Consider the following 17,670-nt stretch of genomic DNA (forward strand, 5'->3'; position numbering starts at 1 on the left):
CCACCGCGCCGGGGCGTAACCCCTCACCGCCCGCGCCGCTATCGCAGGTCCAGGACCAGCGGCTTGCGCGCGGGCGGTGGCTGGGACGGATTTTGGGCCGCAGCTGGTGCGCGACCCTGGGCACGTGTCGCTGCGGGCGTCGGCGTGGCCGCAGGCACCGGATTATCCGCCCCCACACGCCCCGCCTCGATCTGGTTCAGCCTCTGCTCGACCAGTTGCGCATCCAGCAGCTTGCGATCCCCCTGCATCGCCGCCACCTGCGCCTCCAGCGCCGCCACACGCTGTTCCAGCATCTTGACCCGCACCTGATCCTCGGTCTGCGCGACCATGTCCTTTGCGACCTTCTCCTGGCGGGAGCGCTCCTGCGCGTCGGCGTCGGCAAGGCGCGCGTCGGCACTTCCGCGCTGATCGCAGGCGGTGATGGCGAGGGTCAGCAGCAAGAGGGAAACGGCACGGCGCATGGGTGGTCTCTGTTCGAACTATTCCTCCCCTGCAAGGGGAGGGGGACCGCCGCGAAGCGGTGGTGGAGGGGTGTAACCGCCAGCGATGGGTCACGCCATCGGCCGTGACACCCCTCCGTCAGGCCTTTGGCCTGCCACCTCCCCTTGCAGGGGAGGAATTATTTATCGCGCAACTTCACCCAGGTCGGGGCATGATCACTCGCCTTTTCCCGCCCGCGATAGCTCTTGTCGACGCCTGCATCGACCAGCCGGTCGGCGGCCTGCGGGCTGAGCAGCAAATGGTCGATACGGAACCCCGCATCGCGCTGCCACGACCCGGCCTGATAGTCCCAGAAGGTCCATACCCCGCCCTTGGGCGCGCGCGTCCGTAGCGAGTCCGTCCACCCTTGCGCCAGCAACCTGCGATAGGCCTGACGGCTTTCCGGCTGCATCAGCGCGTCGCTCGCCATGGCGGGGACGGAGAAGGTGTCATCATCATGGGGGATAACGTTATAGTCCCCGGCCAGCACGGCGGGCACTTCCTCCGCCAGCAACGCCCGCGCGCGGCTCGCCAGCCGTTCCATCCAGCGCAGCTTGTAATCGAATTTCGGCCCCGGCTGGGGATTGCCGTTGGGCAGATAGAGCGAGGCTACGACCAGACCGTTCACCTCGCATTCGAGGTAGCGGCTATGTTCGTCCTCATCCTCGCCCGCCAGCCCGCGCTGCCGCTCGACCGGCTGGGCACCGCGCGCGAGGACCGCGACGCCATTCCAGCTCTTCTGCCCGTGCCAGACCGCCCCATATCCGGCGGCCTCGATGTCCTTGATCGGAAAGGTTTCGTCGCTGGCCTTCAGTTCCTGAAGGCAGACGATATCCGCATCCGCTTCGGCCAGATATTCGAGCAGGCGGGGCAGACGGGCCTTGATCCCGTTGACGTTGTAAGTGGTGATCTTCACGTCAGACCGAGAAGCTGGTGCCGCAGCCGCAGCCCGAGGCCGCGTTGGGGTTCTTCACCTGAAACGCCGCGCCGCCGAGGGACTCGACATAATCGACCTGCGCGCCCCGCACGAGATCCAGGCTGATACTGTCGACGACCAGCGTCACGCCATCGGTCTGCGCCACCGAATCATCCTCGGCGGGCGCATCGGCCAGGCCGAACTTGTACTGGAAGCCCGAACAGCCGCCGCCTTCGACCGACAGACGCAGGATGGCGGGCTTGTTCTGCCGCTCGGCGATCGTCGCGACACGCGCCGCGGCGGCCGGGGTCAGCGCGATTTCGGAAATGCTGGTGGCCATGGGGGTGAGATAGGCGCGAGGGGCGAGTGGGGCAATCCCACTAAATCCTCCCCGGTACGGGGAGGTGGCAGACCGAAGGTCTGACGGAGGGGCGCTTCCGCAAAGGGCGCCTCTAGCCGCCATCCCCTTCCACCGCTCTGCGAGCGGTCCCCCTCCCCTTACACGGGAGGAATAAACTTCAGTCCTGCGCCGCCGGGCCGTCGGTCGAGACGGGAATCTGGTGGATCGCGTGATCCTGCGACGCGGTCAGATAATCGCCGGTGGTTAGGAAGGGGATCGGGTTGACGGCATGGCCGTCCATGCGGACCTCATAATGGAGGTGCGGGCCGGTCGAACGGCCGGTCGAGCCCATCAGCGCGATCAACTGGCCGCGCGTCACGCGGGCGCCGTCGGCGACCAGGATCTTCGACAGGTGACCATAGCGGGTCGCAATGCCCTTGCCATGATTGACCTCGACCAGATTGCCATAACCGCCCTGCCAGCCCGCATGATCGACGATGCCGTCGGCGGTGGCATAGATCGGGGTGCCGACCGGACCGGGGATGTCGACCCCGGCATGCATGGCGGCGGTGCCGCGGAACGGGTCGGAGCGGATGCCGAAATTGCTGGTGAACTGGAGCTTTTCGACCGGATGGACCGAGGGGATCGCGATGACGCCGTTCGGACGGGCGTCCATCTTCTTCCAGGTTTGGAACAGGGTGCGGAACTGCTGGTCGGTACGGAGGTCGGCCGAGGCTTCGGCGCTGTTGGCGGGAATGAACTCGCCCCCAACGGCGGCATTGGCCTTGGCGGCCGGAGCGGCGGGTGCCGAATGAGCCATCGCCATCTGGCCGGACAGACCGCCCGAAAAACCGACGATCAGGGTAGCAAGGAAAACAGAGCGGACGCGCGATGCAATCGATTTACCCGAGAGTGCCAGTTGATTCATCGAACCCCGAACCCTTGTCGCCGAACGATCCCGCAGTCGGAAAAGCCCGGCTTCGTTCATCCTATGCTGTGTCGCAGCCCCACCGCGTTACAGACGGTCAGCTTGTGCCTTTATGGGTTCCTCGTCCGCAAGAGGCGCATAGAAATCACGCGTCAAACCGGCTGTATCGCGCGCCGAAACGTTGAACGGTGGCTTAACCGCCCCCCGAAAATGGCGGCGGACCAGCATTCGCCAATGCTCGGCGGGCTCGATGTCATGCCCGGCGGCCAGATAACCGAACCATTTCGCGCCGAATCCGACATGGCGAATCTCGTCGGTATAGATGCGGTTGAGGATGCGCGCCGACGCCTCGTCGCCCCCCGCCCGAAAGCGTGCGACCGTCTCCGGCGTGACGTCGAGGCCCCTCGCCTCCAGCACCATCGGCACGACGGCCAGCCGCGCCATGGCGTCATGCGCGGTCTCCTCCGCCGCTTCCCAGAGGCCCGCATGGGCAGGCAGTTCGCCGTAACCCGACCCCAAGGTCTTCAACCGCCGATGCAGGACGGCGAAGTGCATCGCCTCATCCGCGCCGACCGAAATCCAGTCGTCGACGAAGGTGCGCGGGAACTGCCCGCCGAACCGGCCCGCCGCGTCGAAGGCCAGGTCGATCGCCGCGAACTCGATATGCGCCAGCGCGTGGAGCAGCGCGATCCGCCCCTTTTCCGAACCACCCCGCCCGCGCTTGGGCATGCGGTTGGGCGGCAGCAATTCGGGTCGGTCGGGTCGCCCCGGCGCATCGGGCATCGCCACGTCGAAGTCATGCGCCAGAGCGCCGCGACGCCAGCCGCGCGCCACCGCCCGCGCCAGCCGAACCTTGGCCAGCGGATCGCTTTCGCGCAGGACGGCTGCGCAGGCTTGGGCAATCGTCGTCAAAGTACGCGCGCCGCCTCCAGCACGGCCTCGGCATGGCCGGGCACCTTCACCTTGCGCCAGCTCTGGGCAAGCTTGCCGTCACGATCGAACAGGAATGTCGCCCGCTCGATGCCCATATAGGTCTTGCCGTATAGCTTCTTCTCGCCCCAGACGCCGAACGCCTCGCAGGCCGTGCCGTCCTCGTCGCTGACCAGTTCGACCGCCAGCGCGTATTTTTCGGTGAACTTGCGGTGCTTGGCCGGGCTGTCCTTGGAAATGCCGATCACCCGCACGCCCGCGCCCGCAAAGTCCGCCGCCAGTGCGGTGAAGTCCTGCGCCTCGCGCGTGCAGCCGCTGGTGTCGTCCTTGGGGTAGAAATAGACGACGAGCGGCCCGGTCAGATCGCCCAGCGCCAGCTTTTCGTCATTCGCGGTGGTGACCGTCACCGCCGGAATTGCGTCACCCTGCTGCATCACCTTCTCCATGCCAGACTCGGGCGACCTCCTGCCGTGTCGCCTTCAGCGTGGCAACCACCGTCGCCCAATCGGGCAGGCCCATGGCGCGCGCGATCAGCGGGCGGGTCGGCTCGGGCGGCTCCTGCCCATCGGGCACCAACAGGCGGAAGGACACCAGCGCGCGAGTCAGCACGTCATGCGCCTGCGCCATGGACGGCGGCATCAGTCCCTGCGCCACCAGCGCGCCGATGGCCCGGCCCAGATCGGGGTCGAACCCGGTCCGATGGATCAACTGCACCCGGTGCACTGCGAACTCCAGGTCGACCAGTCCGCCAGGCAACAGCTTGATGTCGAGCGGTCCTTGCGGCGGCTTGTGCCGCGCCATCTCCGCGCGCATCTCGCCCGCCTCGGTCGCCACGTCGCGGGCGGGTCGGTTGCCGTTCAGCACATCGGCGACGATCGCCGCCACCTCCGCCCGCGCTTCCGCCGAACCGAAGATCGGCCGGGCACGGGTCAAGGCCATATGCTCCCAGGTCCAGGCGTCTTCGCGTTGATACCGCGCGAAACTCTCGACCGAGACCACCAGCGGCCCCTGCGTGCCAGATGGCCGCAACCGCGTGTCGACCGGATAGAGCGGCCCCGCCTGGGTCGGCACCGACAGCGCCGCCGTCACCCGCTGTGCCAGCCGGTTGTAATAGAGCGTCGCTCCCAGCGGCTTCGGCCCATCGGACTCGCCCGCGAAATCGCCGGTGAACAGATAGACGAGGTCGAGGTCGGAGGCGTGGGTCAGCGCCGCGCCCCCCATCCGCCCGAGCGCCAGGATCACCAATTCGCTACCCGGCACCCGGCCATGCGCCGCAACGAATTCGTTCACCGTCGCCTGCGCCAAGACGCCGACCGCCGCTTCCGCGACACGCGCATAGCCACCCGCCACCTCGAGCGGATCGGCCCGCCCCGCTACGATCTGCGCCCCCAGCGCGAACCGCAATTCGCCGACGACGCGGCGGACATGGTCGAGGCGATCCTGATAATCCTGCCCGCTCTCGCCGCCGCGCATCGCGCGTTCGAGGAACTTCACGGCGGGCAACGGCTCGAAGGCGGAGGCATCGATCAGCCCATCGAGGAGCGCGGGCCGCCGCGCCAGCTCTGCCGCCAGCGGTGCGGCATGGCTGAGGATCGCGACGGTCAGGCTGGCCAGCCCCGGCCGCGCCTCGAGCAGGCGGAAGATGTTGATCGCGCTCGTCATCCGCTCGAACAGCGAATCGAGCTTCAGGATCGCGGCATCGGGATCGGGGGCCTCTGCGAGTGCTTCGACCAGTGTGGGCAGCACCGCGTCCAGCGCCTCGCGTGCCGCCGGGCTGCGGAGCGCGGGATAGTCGCCGCCACGCCATGCCGCGATCCGCCGCGCCGCCGCCTCGATATCGTGCAACCCCGCCGCCGCCAGCCGCGCGTTCAGCAGGACCGGGTCATGCGGCAGGCGGGGTCGCTCGTCGGCGTCGAGCGCGTCGTAGAAGCGCCCGACCCGTTCGGTGACGGGTGCCAGCATGGCGATCAGCGCATCGCCATCCGCCAGTCCGTGAAGTTGCGCGACCCGGCCCAGCCCGTCGCCGAACGGCAGTTGATGGGTCTGGCGATCGTCGATCATCTGGACCCGGTGCTCGATCGTGCGCAGCAGGACATAGGCGTCGGTCAGCGCCGCCGCCTGCCCCGCATCGATCCGCCCCGACTCGGCCAGTGTCGCCAGCGCGTCGCGGGTGGCGGGTGCCCGTAGCACGGGGTCGCGGCCGCCATGGATCAACTGGTGAATCTGCGCGAAGAATTCGATCTCACGGATGCCGCCGCGCCCGCGCTTCAGGTCATAACCCGGCCCCATCGCTTGCCCCTGCGCATGATGGTCGCGGATGCGCCGGGTCAGGTCGCGAATCTCGCCGACCGCGCCGAAATCGAGCGCACGCCGCCACACGAATGGGCGGATCGCATCCAGGAAACGCTGCCCCAGCGCGAGGTCGCCCGCCGCCGCCCGCGCGCGGATGAACGCCGCCCGTTCCCAGGTCAGCGCCTGGCTTTCATAATAGGCGATCGCCCCCTCCACGGGGATCGCGATCGGCGTCGCTTCGGGCGAGGGCCGAAGCCGCAGGTCCACGCGCAGCACATAGCCCTCGCCGTCGCGCGCCTGGAGCAATTCGACGACCCGCTTGCCGATGCGCACCGCCGCACCCTCCGGTTCCTCGCGCGGACGGCGGGGCAGCGTCTGGGGGTCGAAGATCAGGATGGGATCGATATCGGAGGAATAGTTGAGTTCGCGGCTGCCCTGCTTGCCCAGCGCGATGGCGGCGAAACCGACCGGCTCCGCGCCCGGCGTGCGCTCCTCGATTGCGGCGCAGATCGCACGGTCGAGGGACCGGTCGGCGAAATCGGTCAGCCGGTGCGTCACCTCGGTCAGGTCGTACAGCCCGGACAGATCGCCGAGCGCGACGGTGAGCGCTAGCGCGCGCCGCTCGCGACGCAGCCGGGTGCCGACCGGCAAATGCTCCGCCACGACGGGCGGCGGGAGTAACTCTCCGGCCAGCGCCGCCGCCTCGATTTCGGGCTCCCGGTCGAGCAGCATCGCCAGAAAGGACGAATGCCGACGGGCACGGGCGACGGCATCGGGCAAGATGGACGAGGACAGGCTGCTCATGCCCCCGCTTCTACCCTGCGGGGTGTGGCGAAAGAAACATTTTCGATCCCGTTAACAAATACGCATCAGATGATTTGCAACTTGTCAAGCCGCGATCGGTTATGTTGCCATGATGAGCACCGAATCCGGGACCAGCGACATCCGCATCGTCCGCGCGCCGCAGCGCACGGACGATATCGGCTGTGCGCTCCGCTCGGCCTATTCCCGGCCGGTGCGGTTACCGGATCACTGGGTGCGGCTATTGGCGCGGCTGGACCGGCGTTCACCACGCTCCTGAGGGACTATCGCGGCTGGCCGGGTGGGCAGCGACCATAGGTTTGATCCATTCCGGCCAGATAGACTGCTACAGGCGCCAGGCCGACGTCCGCACGCAGCCGGTCGACGGCCTTTTCATCCTCGAGAGGCTGCGGCACGCGCCTACCATTGTCACACATCGCCTGCGTCGCATAACGCTGCTTGCCCGCGATCTTCAGCATCACGCGGTCATACAGATAGGCATAATCGTCTTTCGAAACCTCTCCTTTCGCCATGAGCGGCTCCATCAAACGCAATGATGAGAGTTGGAAAGCCGGATCGGCATCCGCATGTTGCACAAGCAGCCAAGCCTGTTCGGCGGCATCCTCGCCGATCTCGGAGCGCTTCGGCCAACCCTGCCTCGCAACCAAGGCCTTGAGCCACTGAGTGTTATCATGATCCTCGACGGCAGCAGCCAACAATAGCCGCGATACGATCACCGCCTGAACGTCGTCGGAAACAGCAGGCGCGCCCGCCATATCGCCCTCGCCCCAACCCGCGCCTACCCGCAGCATCTGCTCGCCGAGGGGACGGGCGATCAGAATGTCATGCAATTTTGGCGTCTTGGCTGCGCCCATGGCCTTGGCCACTTTCACCGCGATCAAATAGGCGTCGGCGATCGGCGCGGCCTTGTCGACCGAGCGCTGAAATGCGTCAAAGCTCGTCCAGTGGTGCACGTCCGGCACCGATGCCACTTGCGAGCAGAGGAGATTGCGACTGGTGGTGTTGATCAATTTTGGATCGGCGATACCCAGAGTACGAAGCTCAACTCGGAACGCCGCCAAGTCGTCTTCATAGCAGGCGATCAGCCATTCGCTGACCTGCTTGTCCTGCGCCTTTTCCTCGGGCGTCGCGTCCGGAAAGCGCCCCTTCATCCATTTGTAATCACCCGGATCGAAGCGATCGCCTTTGATATACGGCTTCAGGACTTCAGGGACCGGCGGCGTGGCCGCTGTCAGCAGAAAGGCGGAGACGATCAGGGACAGCATGCGCATGACCGGATCGGACAAGGTCTCGCGATCACTGTCAAGCCGAGCGTTCCCGAAATAAAAAGGCCGCCCCGTTGAGAACCGGGGCGGCCATCTATTTAAGCCAGAAAGTAAAGGCGCTTACCGCCCGCCGCTCAACTGGTCGACATCACCCATGATGCTGTCCAGCGCGGTCTTGCTGCTGTCCGTTTCGTGCAGACGGCGCGAAGGCAGCGAGCCCTCGGTCAGAATCGCCTCCAGCGCCACGCGACCACGCGCCACGCGGCTCTTGATCGTACCCACCGCGACATTGCAGATCTCGGCCGCCTCCTCATAGGCGAAACCACCGGCACCGACCAGAATCAGCGCCTCGCGCTGCGGCTGCGGCAGGTGCATCAGAGCACGCTGCATGTCGCCCAGTTCGACATGGCGGTCCTGGCTGGCCGGGGCCGCCAGAATGCGGTCGGCGACCAGATCGTCCCATTCGCCCTTGAAGCGCGCGCGACGCATCTGCGACAGGTACAGGTTGCGCAGGATGATGAAGGTCCAGGCGCGCATGTTCGTACCCGCCTGGAACCGCTTACGCGCGGCCCATGCCTTTAACAGCGTTTCCTGCACCAAATCGTCGGCCAGATCGCGGCTGCCCGAAAGCGAGCGGCCGAAGGCGCGAAGATGGGGGATGACGCGCGCCAGTTCCGCCTTGAACTCAGAGTCGGGGAGCGCGACGTGCTCGACGGGCGCATCGGGTGCGTCGTCCTCGAATTCGTCCCGCGTCATTGGCTGCGTCATGAAAATCCGATCATCGGAAACGGCCGCCCTCGCGACCGTTTCGAAACATAAGGGGCCAACCCTGAAATAGCCAGCCGTCCCAAAGGGCTAATCGAGGAGGCTCGTGTCAGCGCAGCACCAGAAAGGCGAAGATCGCGATCACGAGCACCAGCGAGATGGGCAGGATGTACCGCGTCACATGCGGTGTCGACCCTGCCCTGGCATCCTCTTTGGCGACATGAATGGGTTCATTGGAATCAGCCATGTTCACCTCAACGCCTCTCAACCGTTTTGGGTCCGTAACTGTAGGTCTTTCTTATTCGGCCGGGATGGTGCTCTGGTCGAAGAACAGCGCCTGGCTGATCGCGGCCTTCACGGTCGACCGCTGGAACGGCTTGGTGATCAGGAAGGTCGGCTCCGGACGCTCGCCGGTCAGCAGGCGCTCGGGGAAGGCGGTGATGAAGATCACCGGAACCTCGAACTCGGCCAGGATGTCCTTGACCGCGTCGATGCCCGAGCTGTCATCGGCCAGCTGGATGTCGGCGAGCACCAGGCCGGGGCGATCCTCCATGGCCAGCGCCACGGCCTCGTCACGGGTGACGGCGACACCGGTGACTTCATGGCCCAGGTCGCGCACGATCGTCTCGATATCCATCGCGATGATAGGCTCGTCCTCGATGATTAGCACACGGGCGCGGGTCTGCTTCTCGATTTCGGCCAGCGCCTCGGAGACGAGGTTCTCGACCTCGCTTGGCTCCACGTCGATCAGATAGGCCGCGTCCTCGGGCGTGAAGCCCTCCATCGCGGTCAGCAGCAGCGCCTGCCGCGACAACGGGGTCATCCGGGCAAGGCGGGCGCGGGCCAGCCCTTCGTTGCCGTCGGCGTCGATGCCGTCATTGTCCAGCTCATCGTAATTGGCCGACGACCAGATGCCCTGGAACATGCGGTACAGGCCAAGGCGCGGATCGACGTCGCGCGGAAACTGGTCCGGGGCCGCGACGATCGCCTCCAGCGTGGCGCGGACATATTTGTCGCCGTGCATCTGGCTGCCGGTCAGGGCCCGGCCATAGCGCCGCAGGAAGGGAAGATGGGGCGCAAGCTGCTGTCCAAGCGACATGGGTAATAATCACTCCCTGAGGTATTCGCGGACGCCTGATGTGCTGACCCCCGCGCATGTTTTCAATGCCGTTTCCCGAAAACCCCATCCGACACACCCTATGGACGCGCCCTTTAGTTTTTTCGTATCGCATCGGGAACCAACAAGATCGAATTTGGTTTCATCGCCACATCAACTATGGCCCAGGCATGACGCCAACCGGCAGTGCCCATGGCCGCCATTGCGTCGGTTGCCCCGCTAGTGGGTCGTGCAGGGGGATATTTTGAGTTTGGGCAACAAGACGAAGAACACGCCGTCCGAAACGCCCCCGAAGGGCGGTCAGAAAGATGCGGGCTCGGCCCTTCGCCAGGCGTATCAGAAGACGGTGGACGAGCAGGTTCCTGCCGAGATGCTTGACCTTCTCAGCAAGCTGGACTGAACGTCCGGCTGAATGGCCAGCACACCTCCCCAAGACATCGAGGCCCCCGAACGCCTCCGCCCTGCCCCGCCCCGCCTTACGACGGGCGCGAAGCTCGTGCTCGTGCTGGGCAGCACCCTGTTCATTCTGGCCGCCATCGCGATCTTCGCGACGCTCCAGACGACCAGGCTTGCGGATAGCGAGGCGAGCGGCCGGTTGCGTATCGCCGCCAATGAAGACGCGCGCGCCATCGCCACCGAGCTGATGGGCGACATGACGGCGTTGCGCGTTGCCGTGCGCGCCATGGGCCAGGATCCGCTCGATATGCCGAGTTGCGCGCGCGCCCAGGGCGTGTTTGCGCAGCAGTCGATGACCGGCGCGCGTTTCCTCATCACCGACCGCGCGGGCAAGGTCCTGTGCGGCGATCCGCTGCCCGCGGCCTTGCCCACGCCCGTCGACGGATCGCCGATCGGGGCCGACATCCTCCCCGGCAAGGGGTTGGTCCTGTCGGTCGCCAGCCAGGACGGCCGCGCCCAGGCCCGCGCCTTCTTCCCCCTGCCCTTCCTCCAGTCGCTGGTCGACCAGAGCAACCCGACCAGCCCGATCGAGTCGGTGCTGGAACTGGACGGGGAGTTGCTGCCTATCAAGCAGCTTTCCCGCCAGGGTGCGCTGGAGCGGATGAAGTCGATGCGGACCGAGCTGGGCATTGCCGGGCTGGTCCTGCGCACTTCCACGCCGAGTGCACCGATCACGTCCTCGCTGATCGTCGCGCTCGCGCTGCCGCTGCTGATGTGGCTGGCCGCCGTCGTGCTGGGCTGGTTCATCGTCGACCGGCTGCTGATCCGTCCGCTGCGTCGGTTGCGCGCTATCGTCGCGACCTATCAGCCAGGCGAGGTTCTCGACATTTCCGGGGTCGAGGCCGCGCCCGCGCAGGAAATCCGTGATCTGGCGGACACGTTCGAGGCGATCACCCGCACCGTCGCCACGCACGAGGCGGGCCTGGCCGAAGGGCTGGTGCGCCAGACCAAGCTGACCCGCGAGGTCCATCACCGGGTCAAGAACAACCTGCAGGTCATCTCCAGCCTCATCAATTTCCATGCGCGCGGCGCGACGGGGCCGGAGGCGATGGCCGCCTATTCCTCGATCCAGCGGCGGGTCGATGCGCTGGCGGTGGTCCATCGTCACCATTTCGCCGAGCTGGAGGAAAATCGCGGTCTCAACCTGCGCACGATGATCGGCGAACTCGCCGCCAATATCCGCGCCACCGCACCGGAAAACGCCGCCGGGATCGGCATCTCGCTCGACGTCGCGCCGCTGTTGGTCAACCAGGACGTGGCCGTCGCCGTCGCCTTCCTCGTCACCGAGACGATCGAGCTGGCGATGAACTGCGATCCGGCCGCGCAGATTCGCGTGGCGATCAAGCCCGCCGAGCAGGAGGGCCGCGCGGTCGTCCGCGTCGTCACCCGCGCGCTGGTCGAGACGGACGAACTGCGCCACCTGATCGGCAAGCGCTATGGCCGGGTCATGGAAGCGCTGGCACGGCAGCTTCGCGCGTCCTTGCATCACGATCCGCTGGTCGGCGCCTATGAGATCGCCATCCCGATCGTCGGGCGCGACTAACTTTTCGAAAAAAAGATCGGCGGTCGTCAAAAAGGCGGGAACCCCTGCCTTGGCAATGTGTTCTGCTATTCGGATAGCGAACTTATGCCCCCCCGCTCTCGCTGTCCAAGCCATAGGCCTGGAAGCGTCCACCCTCCCCCCCCCGGTGACGCTTCCAGGCCTTAATCTTTTCAGGGCGTTCGCCCTCCCTCCACCGATATCTGATGCAGCGTCCGTAACAGAGGCGGAACGATTGCACGCCTGACGCATTGATCGGCGACGGAATTCATCGAGGAGACTGAGAATGCGTAAGCTCATGGGTCTGGCCATCGTCGCCGGTGCGCTGCTGGTCAGCGCGTGCAACACGGTCGAGGGCGTCGGTCGCGACGTGAGCTCGGCGGGCAACACCGTCGCCAAGACGGCGAACGACGCGAAGTAAGCCTTCACCCGGCTGATATTGCGAAAGGGCTCCGGCGGGTTTCCGCCGGGGCCCTTTTCTTCTTGGGGCGGGGGCGGTTCCCTTATTTTCGCCATCGACCGGACGATCTGCTTCCGCCCACTTGCGGACATTCGCCGCGGGTACCGGCTCGATCGGTGCGGGTAAGATGGCTACGGTATCTGGCGGAAGAGCATGGCCACGGCGGAGGGTATCTCTGCCATGTCACCTATAAACAGGACCTGATCGATGACAGACGACGATCTGAAGGCGATACAGCCGATTATCGAGAACTGCGGCGGCCTGATCGACGACGCGATTCTGCTGGTAAAGGCGGAACGATATCCGCGCGCATTTGCGCTGAACGTCCTCGCCTTGGAGGAACTTGGCAAGGCCATCCAGGTCCGTTGGAAGCAGCTCGGCGTGACCACTACGAGGCAGAAGCGATCTGCTCATATCCAAAAGCAGATGGCGGTCGCGTGCCTGCTAATCGCCGAGAAAGTGCTACCCTTTTACCGAAGGTTCTTCGCGGGTGAAGTCAGCCAGCCGGTGATGATGGTTGAGCTGGCGACCGCGTTCATAAATTCGGACGAGCGACGATTTTTCGAACGCGTCGCTGGGATCGAGCTGGATCGATCGAAGCAGGTGGGTTTCTATCATGATGACGTGACGGTTGCTACGCACTCTCGCGACGAGATCGACGCCGCCTTCACGCTGCAGCTTTCGCAGACACTGGCAAAGGCCATGCCGCTTCTGAAGAGCGAGATTGCGGTACAAGTCGCAGGCATATTCTATGAGATCATGCCGCAGTTCACCGATCAGATACTGGCCGACCGGAACGCCTACTGACCCCGAAGCGGGTGAAATGATCGAACATCGCGTCGGATAGATATTTGTCCGCTTTCCACCCATGGCAGACATGACGATTACGGACGCCGGCGCTGCCACCCGTGGCCCTCGACCGCGCTCAAGCTGAACGCAGCGGGGGAAAGGGCAAAATCCCAACCGCCGTTCAGCCTGAGCGAAGTCGAAGGCCACGCCCTGTCTGCCTAATCAAAAGGGCCTCGGCTTCCACCGAGACCCTCACACTTCCAAGCTACAACCGATCACGCCACCGCGTCGGCGTCCCCATCCTCTTCCACGGCCGCCTGCTTCGACCGCGCCCGTTCGGTGAACCAGATGCCGATGATCGCCAGCTCGTAGAGAATGATAAGCGGCACCGCGAGCAGCACCTGCGACATAAGGTCGGGCGGGGTCAGCACCGCCGCCACGGCCGTCGCCGCGACGATCGCATAACGCCGCGCGCCGATCAGCTGCTTGCGGGTTACGATCCCCGCCCGCTCCAGCAGCATCAGCAGCACCGGCAACAGGAAGGCCAGGCCGAAGGCGAACAGGAACTGCATGACGAAGGACAGGTAATTGCCGATCGCGGGCAGCGCCTCGCGCTTCACGCCGCCCACCATGCCGTCGAAACCCAGCAGGAAGTGCAGCGCCATCGGGATGGCGATGTAATAGGCCATCGCCGCCCCCATCAGGAACAGCACGGGCGTCGCCAGCAGGAAGGGCAGCAGCGCCTTCTTTTCCTTGCGGTACAGACCCGGCGCGACGAACTGCCACAACTGGTTGGCGATCACCGGGAAGGAGATCATCATCGCGGCGAAGAAGGAGACCTTCACCTGGACGAAGAACGCCTCGAAAATCTGGGTATAGACCAAAGTGCCCTGCCCGGCGCGCAGCAGCGGCTTAGCCAGGAAACCGAAGATCAATTCCGAAAAATACATCGACACGCCAAAGGCCAAGCCCACCGCGATGATGCAGTAGAGCAACCGCCGACGCAGCTCGATCAGATGCTCCAGCAGGGGTGCGCGGCTGGCGTCGATATCTTCCTGGTCGCTCACGATGCCGCCCCCTCGGTGCCGCGCGAGGGATGCTCGCTGGCGGGTGCGGGCGCGACGACGGGCTTTTCGACCATCACCGGCCGATCGCTGTGATCCGCATGGGCATCGCCATGCGTCGCATCGGGCGTCGTGTGATCGGGCGCCGTGTGATCAGGCAAGGCCGCCGCCGGGGTCGTCGCAGACGACATCGCATCGGCATCGACATGCGGAGGCGTGTCGGCGGCATGTTCGCGCATGATCCGCTCATTCTCGGCGGCCCAGCGCTTCTCCATTTCCTCCAGCTCGGCCTCCCGGACCATATTGTCGAAGCCCTGGCGGAACTGGCGCGTGACGCCGCGCGCCTTGCCCACCCAATAGCCGACGACGCGCATCGCCTTGGGCAGGTCCTTGGGACCGATCACGACGAGCGCGACGATGGCGACCAGCAGGAACTCGCTGGAATCGATGTTGAACATGAAAGTCCGCTGTTGGCTCTAACGGACCGAGATCAACGATCGTCGCGCACGCGCTCGCCGTCGCGATCGAAGGCGGGCTCGGCCGACTTCTGCGCCTCGATACGCGCCGACGGCTTGGCAGGCGTCTCGTCTTCCTCGGCCATGCCCTTCTTGAAGTTCTTCACACCCTTGGCGACATCGCCCATCAGGTTGGAAAAACGCCCGCCGCCGAGCAGAAGGATCGCGACGACTGCGAGGACGAGAAGGTGGATCGGGCTAAAGCTGCCCATGGCACGTCTCCTGGAATTTCTATCTATCTAGGCTTTGGCATCACCAGCGGCAATGGGCCAGCGGCAATGGTCGAGCGATGGCATGGCCCCCGATCGGGGATGCGAGGGCCGTGGCGGAGCATTGTGACGCGGCCATGACGCAAAGGAAAGCGCTCAATCGCGTTCCTCCTCACTCGAATCCGGGGACGCGTCGGGCATATCCTCTTCACCCATCCGCTCCAGCGCCAGATCGACCGGATCGAGCAGCCCGGCGGCACGCAGATCCTCCAGCCCCGGCAGGTCCCGCCTGCTGGTCAGCCCGAAATGCTGGAGAAAGGCGGGCGTCGTCGCATAAATGAGCGGCCGCCCCGGCACCTCGCGTCGTCCGGCGGGACGCACCCAGCCCGCTTCCATCAGCACGTCGAGCGTCCCCTTGGAGATGGCGACGCCGCGTATCGCCTCGATCTCCGCCCGGCTGACGGGTTCCTGATAGGCGATGATCGCCAACGTTTCGATGGCGGCGCGCGACAGGCGGCGGGCTTCCTCGCGGTCGCGGCGGAGCAGATGGGCGAGATCGGGCGCGGTCTGAAAATGCCAGCGATCACCGCGCCGGACGAGCATGATGCCGCGCCCGCGATACTGCGTCTCCAACTGCTCTAAGGCCGCACGGATATCGCCGCCGCCCTTGCCCCCACGACTGCCGACGCCGACATGCGCGCGGATCGAATCCACGCTCATCGGCTCGGGCGAGGCGAACAGCACCGCCTCGACGGCGCGAACGATCGGGTCGATCTCGGTCATGGCGCTGGCTGGCGGATCAAGAGCGGCGCGAACGGCGCGGCCTGGCGGAGTTCGACCTTACCCTGCCGCGCCAGTTCCAGCACCGCGAGGAAGCTCGACGCCAGCGCAGACCGCCGCAACCGCTCGCTGCCGTCGGGCAGGAAGGTCTCGATCGCCGACCAGTCGATCCGGCTGCCGACCAGCATCGACACCCGCTCCAGCGCCGCCTCCAGCGTCATGACCTGCCGGTCGGCGACGACGTGCATGACCGGGCGGGTGCGCGCGTTGATCCGGCCATAGGCGGAAATCAGGTCGTACAGCTCGGCCTGCCACATCGCCTTGCGCTGCACCGCCAGCCCTTCGGGCGCGCCGCGCGGGAAGACGTCGCGGCCCAGACGATCACGCGCCATCAGCCGCGCGCCGCATTCGCGCATCGCCGCCAGCCGTTCGAGCCGGAGTTGCAGGCGCAGCGCCATTTCCTCCGGGTCGGGCTCCTCCTCGGGCTGGCGAGGCAGCAGCAGGGAGGATTTGAGATAGGCGAGCCAGGCGGCCATCACGAGATAATCGGCCGCCAGCTCCAGCTGCATCCGCCCCGCCTTGTCGACGAAGCGCAGATATTGCTCGACCAAGGCCAGGATCGAAATCTGCCGCAGGTCGACCTTTTGCGAACGGGCCAGCGACAGCAACAGATCGAGTGGCCCTTCCCACCCGTCCAGATCAAGCGTCAGCTGTTCCCCCGTCATCCCCCATTGTTTAGCGGCGATGATCCGGGATGGCGAGATGGCGCGTGGCGGGCGCCAGACCGATGGAGAGAGGAGATCGGCTCTTTCCAATTCCTCCCCATCTTCGATGGGGAGGGGGACCGCGCCCGCGGGGCGTGGTGGAGGGGCTTGGCCGGTTCGTCCCGCCCCTCCACCATCGCTGGCGCGATGGTCCCCCTCCCCAAGCAAGCTTGGGGAGGATTAGGGCGTTACCTATTCCAACGCCGCAAGCGCAAGAAGCGCATCGCGGCGCGCGATCAGCTCCGCAAAGTCGCCCGCGCCCGCGCCGACGCTCACCATCGCACGGTCCAGCCGCGCCCGCGCCGCTTCGGTGATCGGCGGCACACGCCCGGCGATCTCGACCATCTCGTCCATCCGCGCCCAGCAGTCGAGGACGAGGTCGCATCCCGCCGCCAAGGCCCCCGCCGCCTTCTCGCCCGCCGTGCCCGACAGCGCCTTCATGTCGATGTCGTCGGTCATCAACAGGCCATCGAAACCGATCCGCCGGCGGATGATCCGCTCGATCACGGTCGGCGACAGGGTGGCGGGGCGCTCGGCGTCCCAGGCCTCGAACACGATATGGCTGGTCATGCCCATCGGCGCGCCCGACAGCGTGATGAAGGGTTCGAGATCGACCTCCAGAGCCGCCTCGTCGGCTGTGACGGTCGGCAGCAAATGGTGCGAGTCGACCAGCGCGCGGCCATGGCCGGGCATATGCTTGACCACGCCGACCACACCCGCCGCCGCCAGCCCTTCCAGCATGGCGCGGCCCAGCGCGGCTACCTGCATCGGTTCGGTGCCATAGGCGCGGCAGGCGATCGCCTCGGTGGTGTCGGCTTGCGCCACGTCGAGCAGCGGTGCGCAGTCGACGGTGATCCCCACCTCGCGCAGCATCACGCCCAGCGCCTGACCATTGGCGCGCATCGCCTGGATCGCCGACATCGGCGCTTTTTCGTATAGCTTTGCGAAGACCGGCCCGGCGGGGAAAGCGGGCCATTCGGGCGGCCCCATGCGCGCGACACGGCCGCCTTCCTGATCGATCAGGATCGCGAGATCGTCCCGCCCCGCCAGCGCGCGCAGATCGTCGGTCAGCGCGAGAACCTGCGCCCGGTCGACGATGTTGCGCTTGAACAGGATATAGCCCGCCGGTTCGACCGAAGCGAAGAATGCCCGCTCGTCTGGGGTCAGCACCGGGCCGGACAGGCCGAAAATGACGGGGATCATGGGCGAAAACTCCGGCCCCTCCCCCGCACCGGCGG

The 17,670-nt window shown here is 66.0% G+C and carries 22 protein-coding genes; 5 read left to right on the top strand and 17 right to left on the bottom strand.

Features of this window, described 5'->3' with window-relative positions; all coding sequences use genetic code 11:
- Positions 1 to 38: 38 nt before the first annotated feature.
- The 7 genes from ASF14_RS08735 to ASF14_RS08765 all read right to left on the bottom strand — a co-directional run bounded on the left by ASF14_RS08735 (position 39) and on the right by ASF14_RS08765 (position 6,690).
- Positions 39 to 461 carry a hypothetical protein gene (locus ASF14_RS08735; RefSeq protein ID WP_056434175.1) on the bottom strand — a complete coding sequence of 141 codons (423 nt, stop codon included), beginning with the start codon at positions 459 to 461 and terminating at the stop codon, positions 39 to 41.
- A gap of 158 nt (positions 462 to 619) precedes the next feature.
- Positions 620 to 1,396: an exodeoxyribonuclease III gene (xth, locus tag ASF14_RS08740; RefSeq protein WP_056434177.1), complete on the bottom strand. Its 777-nt coding sequence runs from the start codon at positions 1,394 to 1,396 to the stop codon at positions 620 to 622.
- Position 1,397: 1 nt separating this feature from the next.
- A complete protein-coding gene (gene erpA, locus ASF14_RS08745; RefSeq protein ID WP_056434179.1) occupies positions 1,398 to 1,736 on the bottom strand; it encodes an iron-sulfur cluster insertion protein ErpA in 339 nt (112 codons plus the stop codon).
- 178 nt (positions 1,737 to 1,914) lie between these two features.
- The gene (locus ASF14_RS08750; RefSeq protein ID WP_056434181.1) at positions 1,915 to 2,664 is read right to left on the bottom strand and encodes a M23 family metallopeptidase; all 750 of its coding nucleotides are present in this window, start codon (positions 2,662 to 2,664) and stop codon (positions 1,915 to 1,917) included.
- Positions 2,665 to 2,751: 87 nt separating this feature from the next.
- The gene (locus tag ASF14_RS08755; protein WP_056434182.1) at positions 2,752 to 3,576 is read right to left on the bottom strand and encodes a ferritin-like domain-containing protein; all 825 of its coding nucleotides are present in this window, start codon (positions 3,574 to 3,576) and stop codon (positions 2,752 to 2,754) included.
- A complete protein-coding gene (locus tag ASF14_RS08760; RefSeq protein WP_056434183.1) occupies positions 3,573 to 4,028 on the bottom strand; it encodes a peroxiredoxin in 456 nt (151 codons plus the stop codon). The genes ASF14_RS08755 and ASF14_RS08760 overlap by 4 nt, the downstream gene beginning before the upstream one ends.
- Positions 4,015 to 6,690, bottom strand: coding sequence for a bifunctional [glutamine synthetase] adenylyltransferase/[glutamine synthetase]-adenylyl-L-tyrosine phosphorylase (locus ASF14_RS08765; RefSeq protein WP_056434184.1), 2,676 nt, complete (start codon positions 6,688 to 6,690; stop codon positions 4,015 to 4,017). The genes ASF14_RS08760 and ASF14_RS08765 overlap by 14 nt, the downstream gene beginning before the upstream one ends.
- Before the next feature lie 109 nt (positions 6,691 to 6,799).
- Between ASF14_RS08765 and ASF14_RS21425 the strand changes: the two genes are divergently transcribed.
- Positions 6,800 to 6,967, top strand: a complete 168-nt coding sequence (locus tag ASF14_RS21425) for a hypothetical protein (protein ID WP_156361100.1) — start codon at positions 6,800 to 6,802, stop codon at positions 6,965 to 6,967.
- Positions 6,968 to 6,971: 4 nt separating this feature from the next.
- Here ASF14_RS21425 and ASF14_RS08770 read toward each other — a convergent pair whose 3' ends face one another.
- The 4 genes from ASF14_RS08770 to ASF14_RS08785 form a co-directional block, all read right to left on the bottom strand.
- Complete coding sequence (locus ASF14_RS08770) at positions 6,972 to 7,994, bottom strand: DUF6624 domain-containing protein (protein WP_168371513.1); 1,023 nt, start codon at positions 7,992 to 7,994, stop codon at positions 6,972 to 6,974.
- Between the two features lie 99 nt (positions 7,995 to 8,093).
- Positions 8,094 to 8,741 carry a sigma-70 family RNA polymerase sigma factor gene (locus ASF14_RS08775; protein WP_056434188.1) on the bottom strand — a complete coding sequence of 216 codons (648 nt, stop codon included), beginning with the start codon at positions 8,739 to 8,741 and terminating at the stop codon, positions 8,094 to 8,096.
- A gap of 106 nt (positions 8,742 to 8,847) precedes the next feature.
- Positions 8,848 to 8,985: a hypothetical protein gene (locus ASF14_RS21865; protein WP_042489965.1), complete on the bottom strand. Its 138-nt coding sequence runs from the start codon at positions 8,983 to 8,985 to the stop codon at positions 8,848 to 8,850.
- A gap of 51 nt (positions 8,986 to 9,036) precedes the next feature.
- Positions 9,037 to 9,837 (bottom strand): response regulator, encoded by an 801-nt coding sequence (locus ASF14_RS08785; RefSeq protein ID WP_056434191.1) that lies wholly within the window; start codon positions 9,835 to 9,837, stop codon positions 9,037 to 9,039.
- Between the two features lie 262 nt (positions 9,838 to 10,099).
- Between ASF14_RS08785 and ASF14_RS21430 the strand changes: the two genes are divergently transcribed.
- The 4 genes from ASF14_RS21430 to ASF14_RS08800 all read left to right on the top strand — a co-directional run bounded on the left by ASF14_RS21430 (position 10,100) and on the right by ASF14_RS08800 (position 13,118).
- Positions 10,100 to 10,255, top strand: coding sequence for a NepR family anti-sigma factor (locus ASF14_RS21430; protein WP_236697000.1), 156 nt, complete (start codon positions 10,100 to 10,102; stop codon positions 10,253 to 10,255).
- A gap of 12 nt (positions 10,256 to 10,267) precedes the next feature.
- A complete protein-coding gene (locus tag ASF14_RS08790; RefSeq protein ID WP_056434193.1) occupies positions 10,268 to 11,854 on the top strand; it encodes a sensor histidine kinase in 1,587 nt (528 codons plus the stop codon).
- Between the two features lie 283 nt (positions 11,855 to 12,137).
- A complete protein-coding gene (locus ASF14_RS08795; RefSeq protein ID WP_056434194.1) occupies positions 12,138 to 12,272 on the top strand; it encodes an entericidin A/B family lipoprotein in 135 nt (44 codons plus the stop codon).
- Positions 12,273 to 12,518: 246 nt separating this feature from the next.
- Positions 12,519 to 13,118: an AbiV family abortive infection protein gene (locus ASF14_RS08800; RefSeq protein ID WP_056434196.1), complete on the top strand. Its 600-nt coding sequence runs from the start codon at positions 12,519 to 12,521 to the stop codon at positions 13,116 to 13,118.
- Between the two features lie 257 nt (positions 13,119 to 13,375).
- Here the strand turns inward: ASF14_RS08800 and tatC are convergent, their stop codons facing one another.
- The 6 genes from tatC to ASF14_RS08830 form a co-directional block, all read right to left on the bottom strand.
- On the bottom strand, positions 13,376 to 14,167 hold the full coding sequence (gene tatC / locus ASF14_RS08805) for a twin-arginine translocase subunit TatC (RefSeq protein ID WP_056434197.1): 792 nt from the start codon (positions 14,165 to 14,167) through the stop codon (positions 13,376 to 13,378).
- Positions 14,164 to 14,622 (bottom strand): Sec-independent protein translocase protein TatB, encoded by a 459-nt coding sequence (tatB, locus tag ASF14_RS08810; RefSeq protein ID WP_082442151.1) that lies wholly within the window; start codon positions 14,620 to 14,622, stop codon positions 14,164 to 14,166. Before tatB ends, tatC begins: the two co-directional genes overlap by 4 nt.
- A gap of 32 nt (positions 14,623 to 14,654) precedes the next feature.
- Complete coding sequence (locus tag ASF14_RS08815) at positions 14,655 to 14,891, bottom strand: Sec-independent protein translocase subunit TatA (protein WP_056434199.1); 237 nt, start codon at positions 14,889 to 14,891, stop codon at positions 14,655 to 14,657.
- A gap of 153 nt (positions 14,892 to 15,044) precedes the next feature.
- Positions 15,045 to 15,671 carry an SMC-Scp complex subunit ScpB gene (scpB, locus tag ASF14_RS08820; RefSeq protein ID WP_056434200.1) on the bottom strand — a complete coding sequence of 209 codons (627 nt, stop codon included), beginning with the start codon at positions 15,669 to 15,671 and terminating at the stop codon, positions 15,045 to 15,047.
- Positions 15,668 to 16,393, bottom strand: a complete 726-nt coding sequence (locus ASF14_RS08825; protein WP_056434202.1) for a segregation and condensation protein A — start codon at positions 16,391 to 16,393, stop codon at positions 15,668 to 15,670. The genes scpB and ASF14_RS08825 overlap by 4 nt, the downstream gene beginning before the upstream one ends.
- Before the next feature lie 231 nt (positions 16,394 to 16,624).
- A complete protein-coding gene (locus ASF14_RS08830) occupies positions 16,625 to 17,635 on the bottom strand; it encodes a glycoside hydrolase family 3 N-terminal domain-containing protein (protein WP_056434203.1) in 1,011 nt (336 codons plus the stop codon).
- Between the last annotated feature and the right edge of the window lie 35 nt (positions 17,636 to 17,670).

It is taken from the genome of Sphingomonas sp. Leaf257 (genome assembly GCF_001422185.1).
Taxonomy (GTDB): Bacteria; Pseudomonadota; Alphaproteobacteria; order Sphingomonadales; family Sphingomonadaceae; genus Sphingomonas; species Sphingomonas yabuuchiae.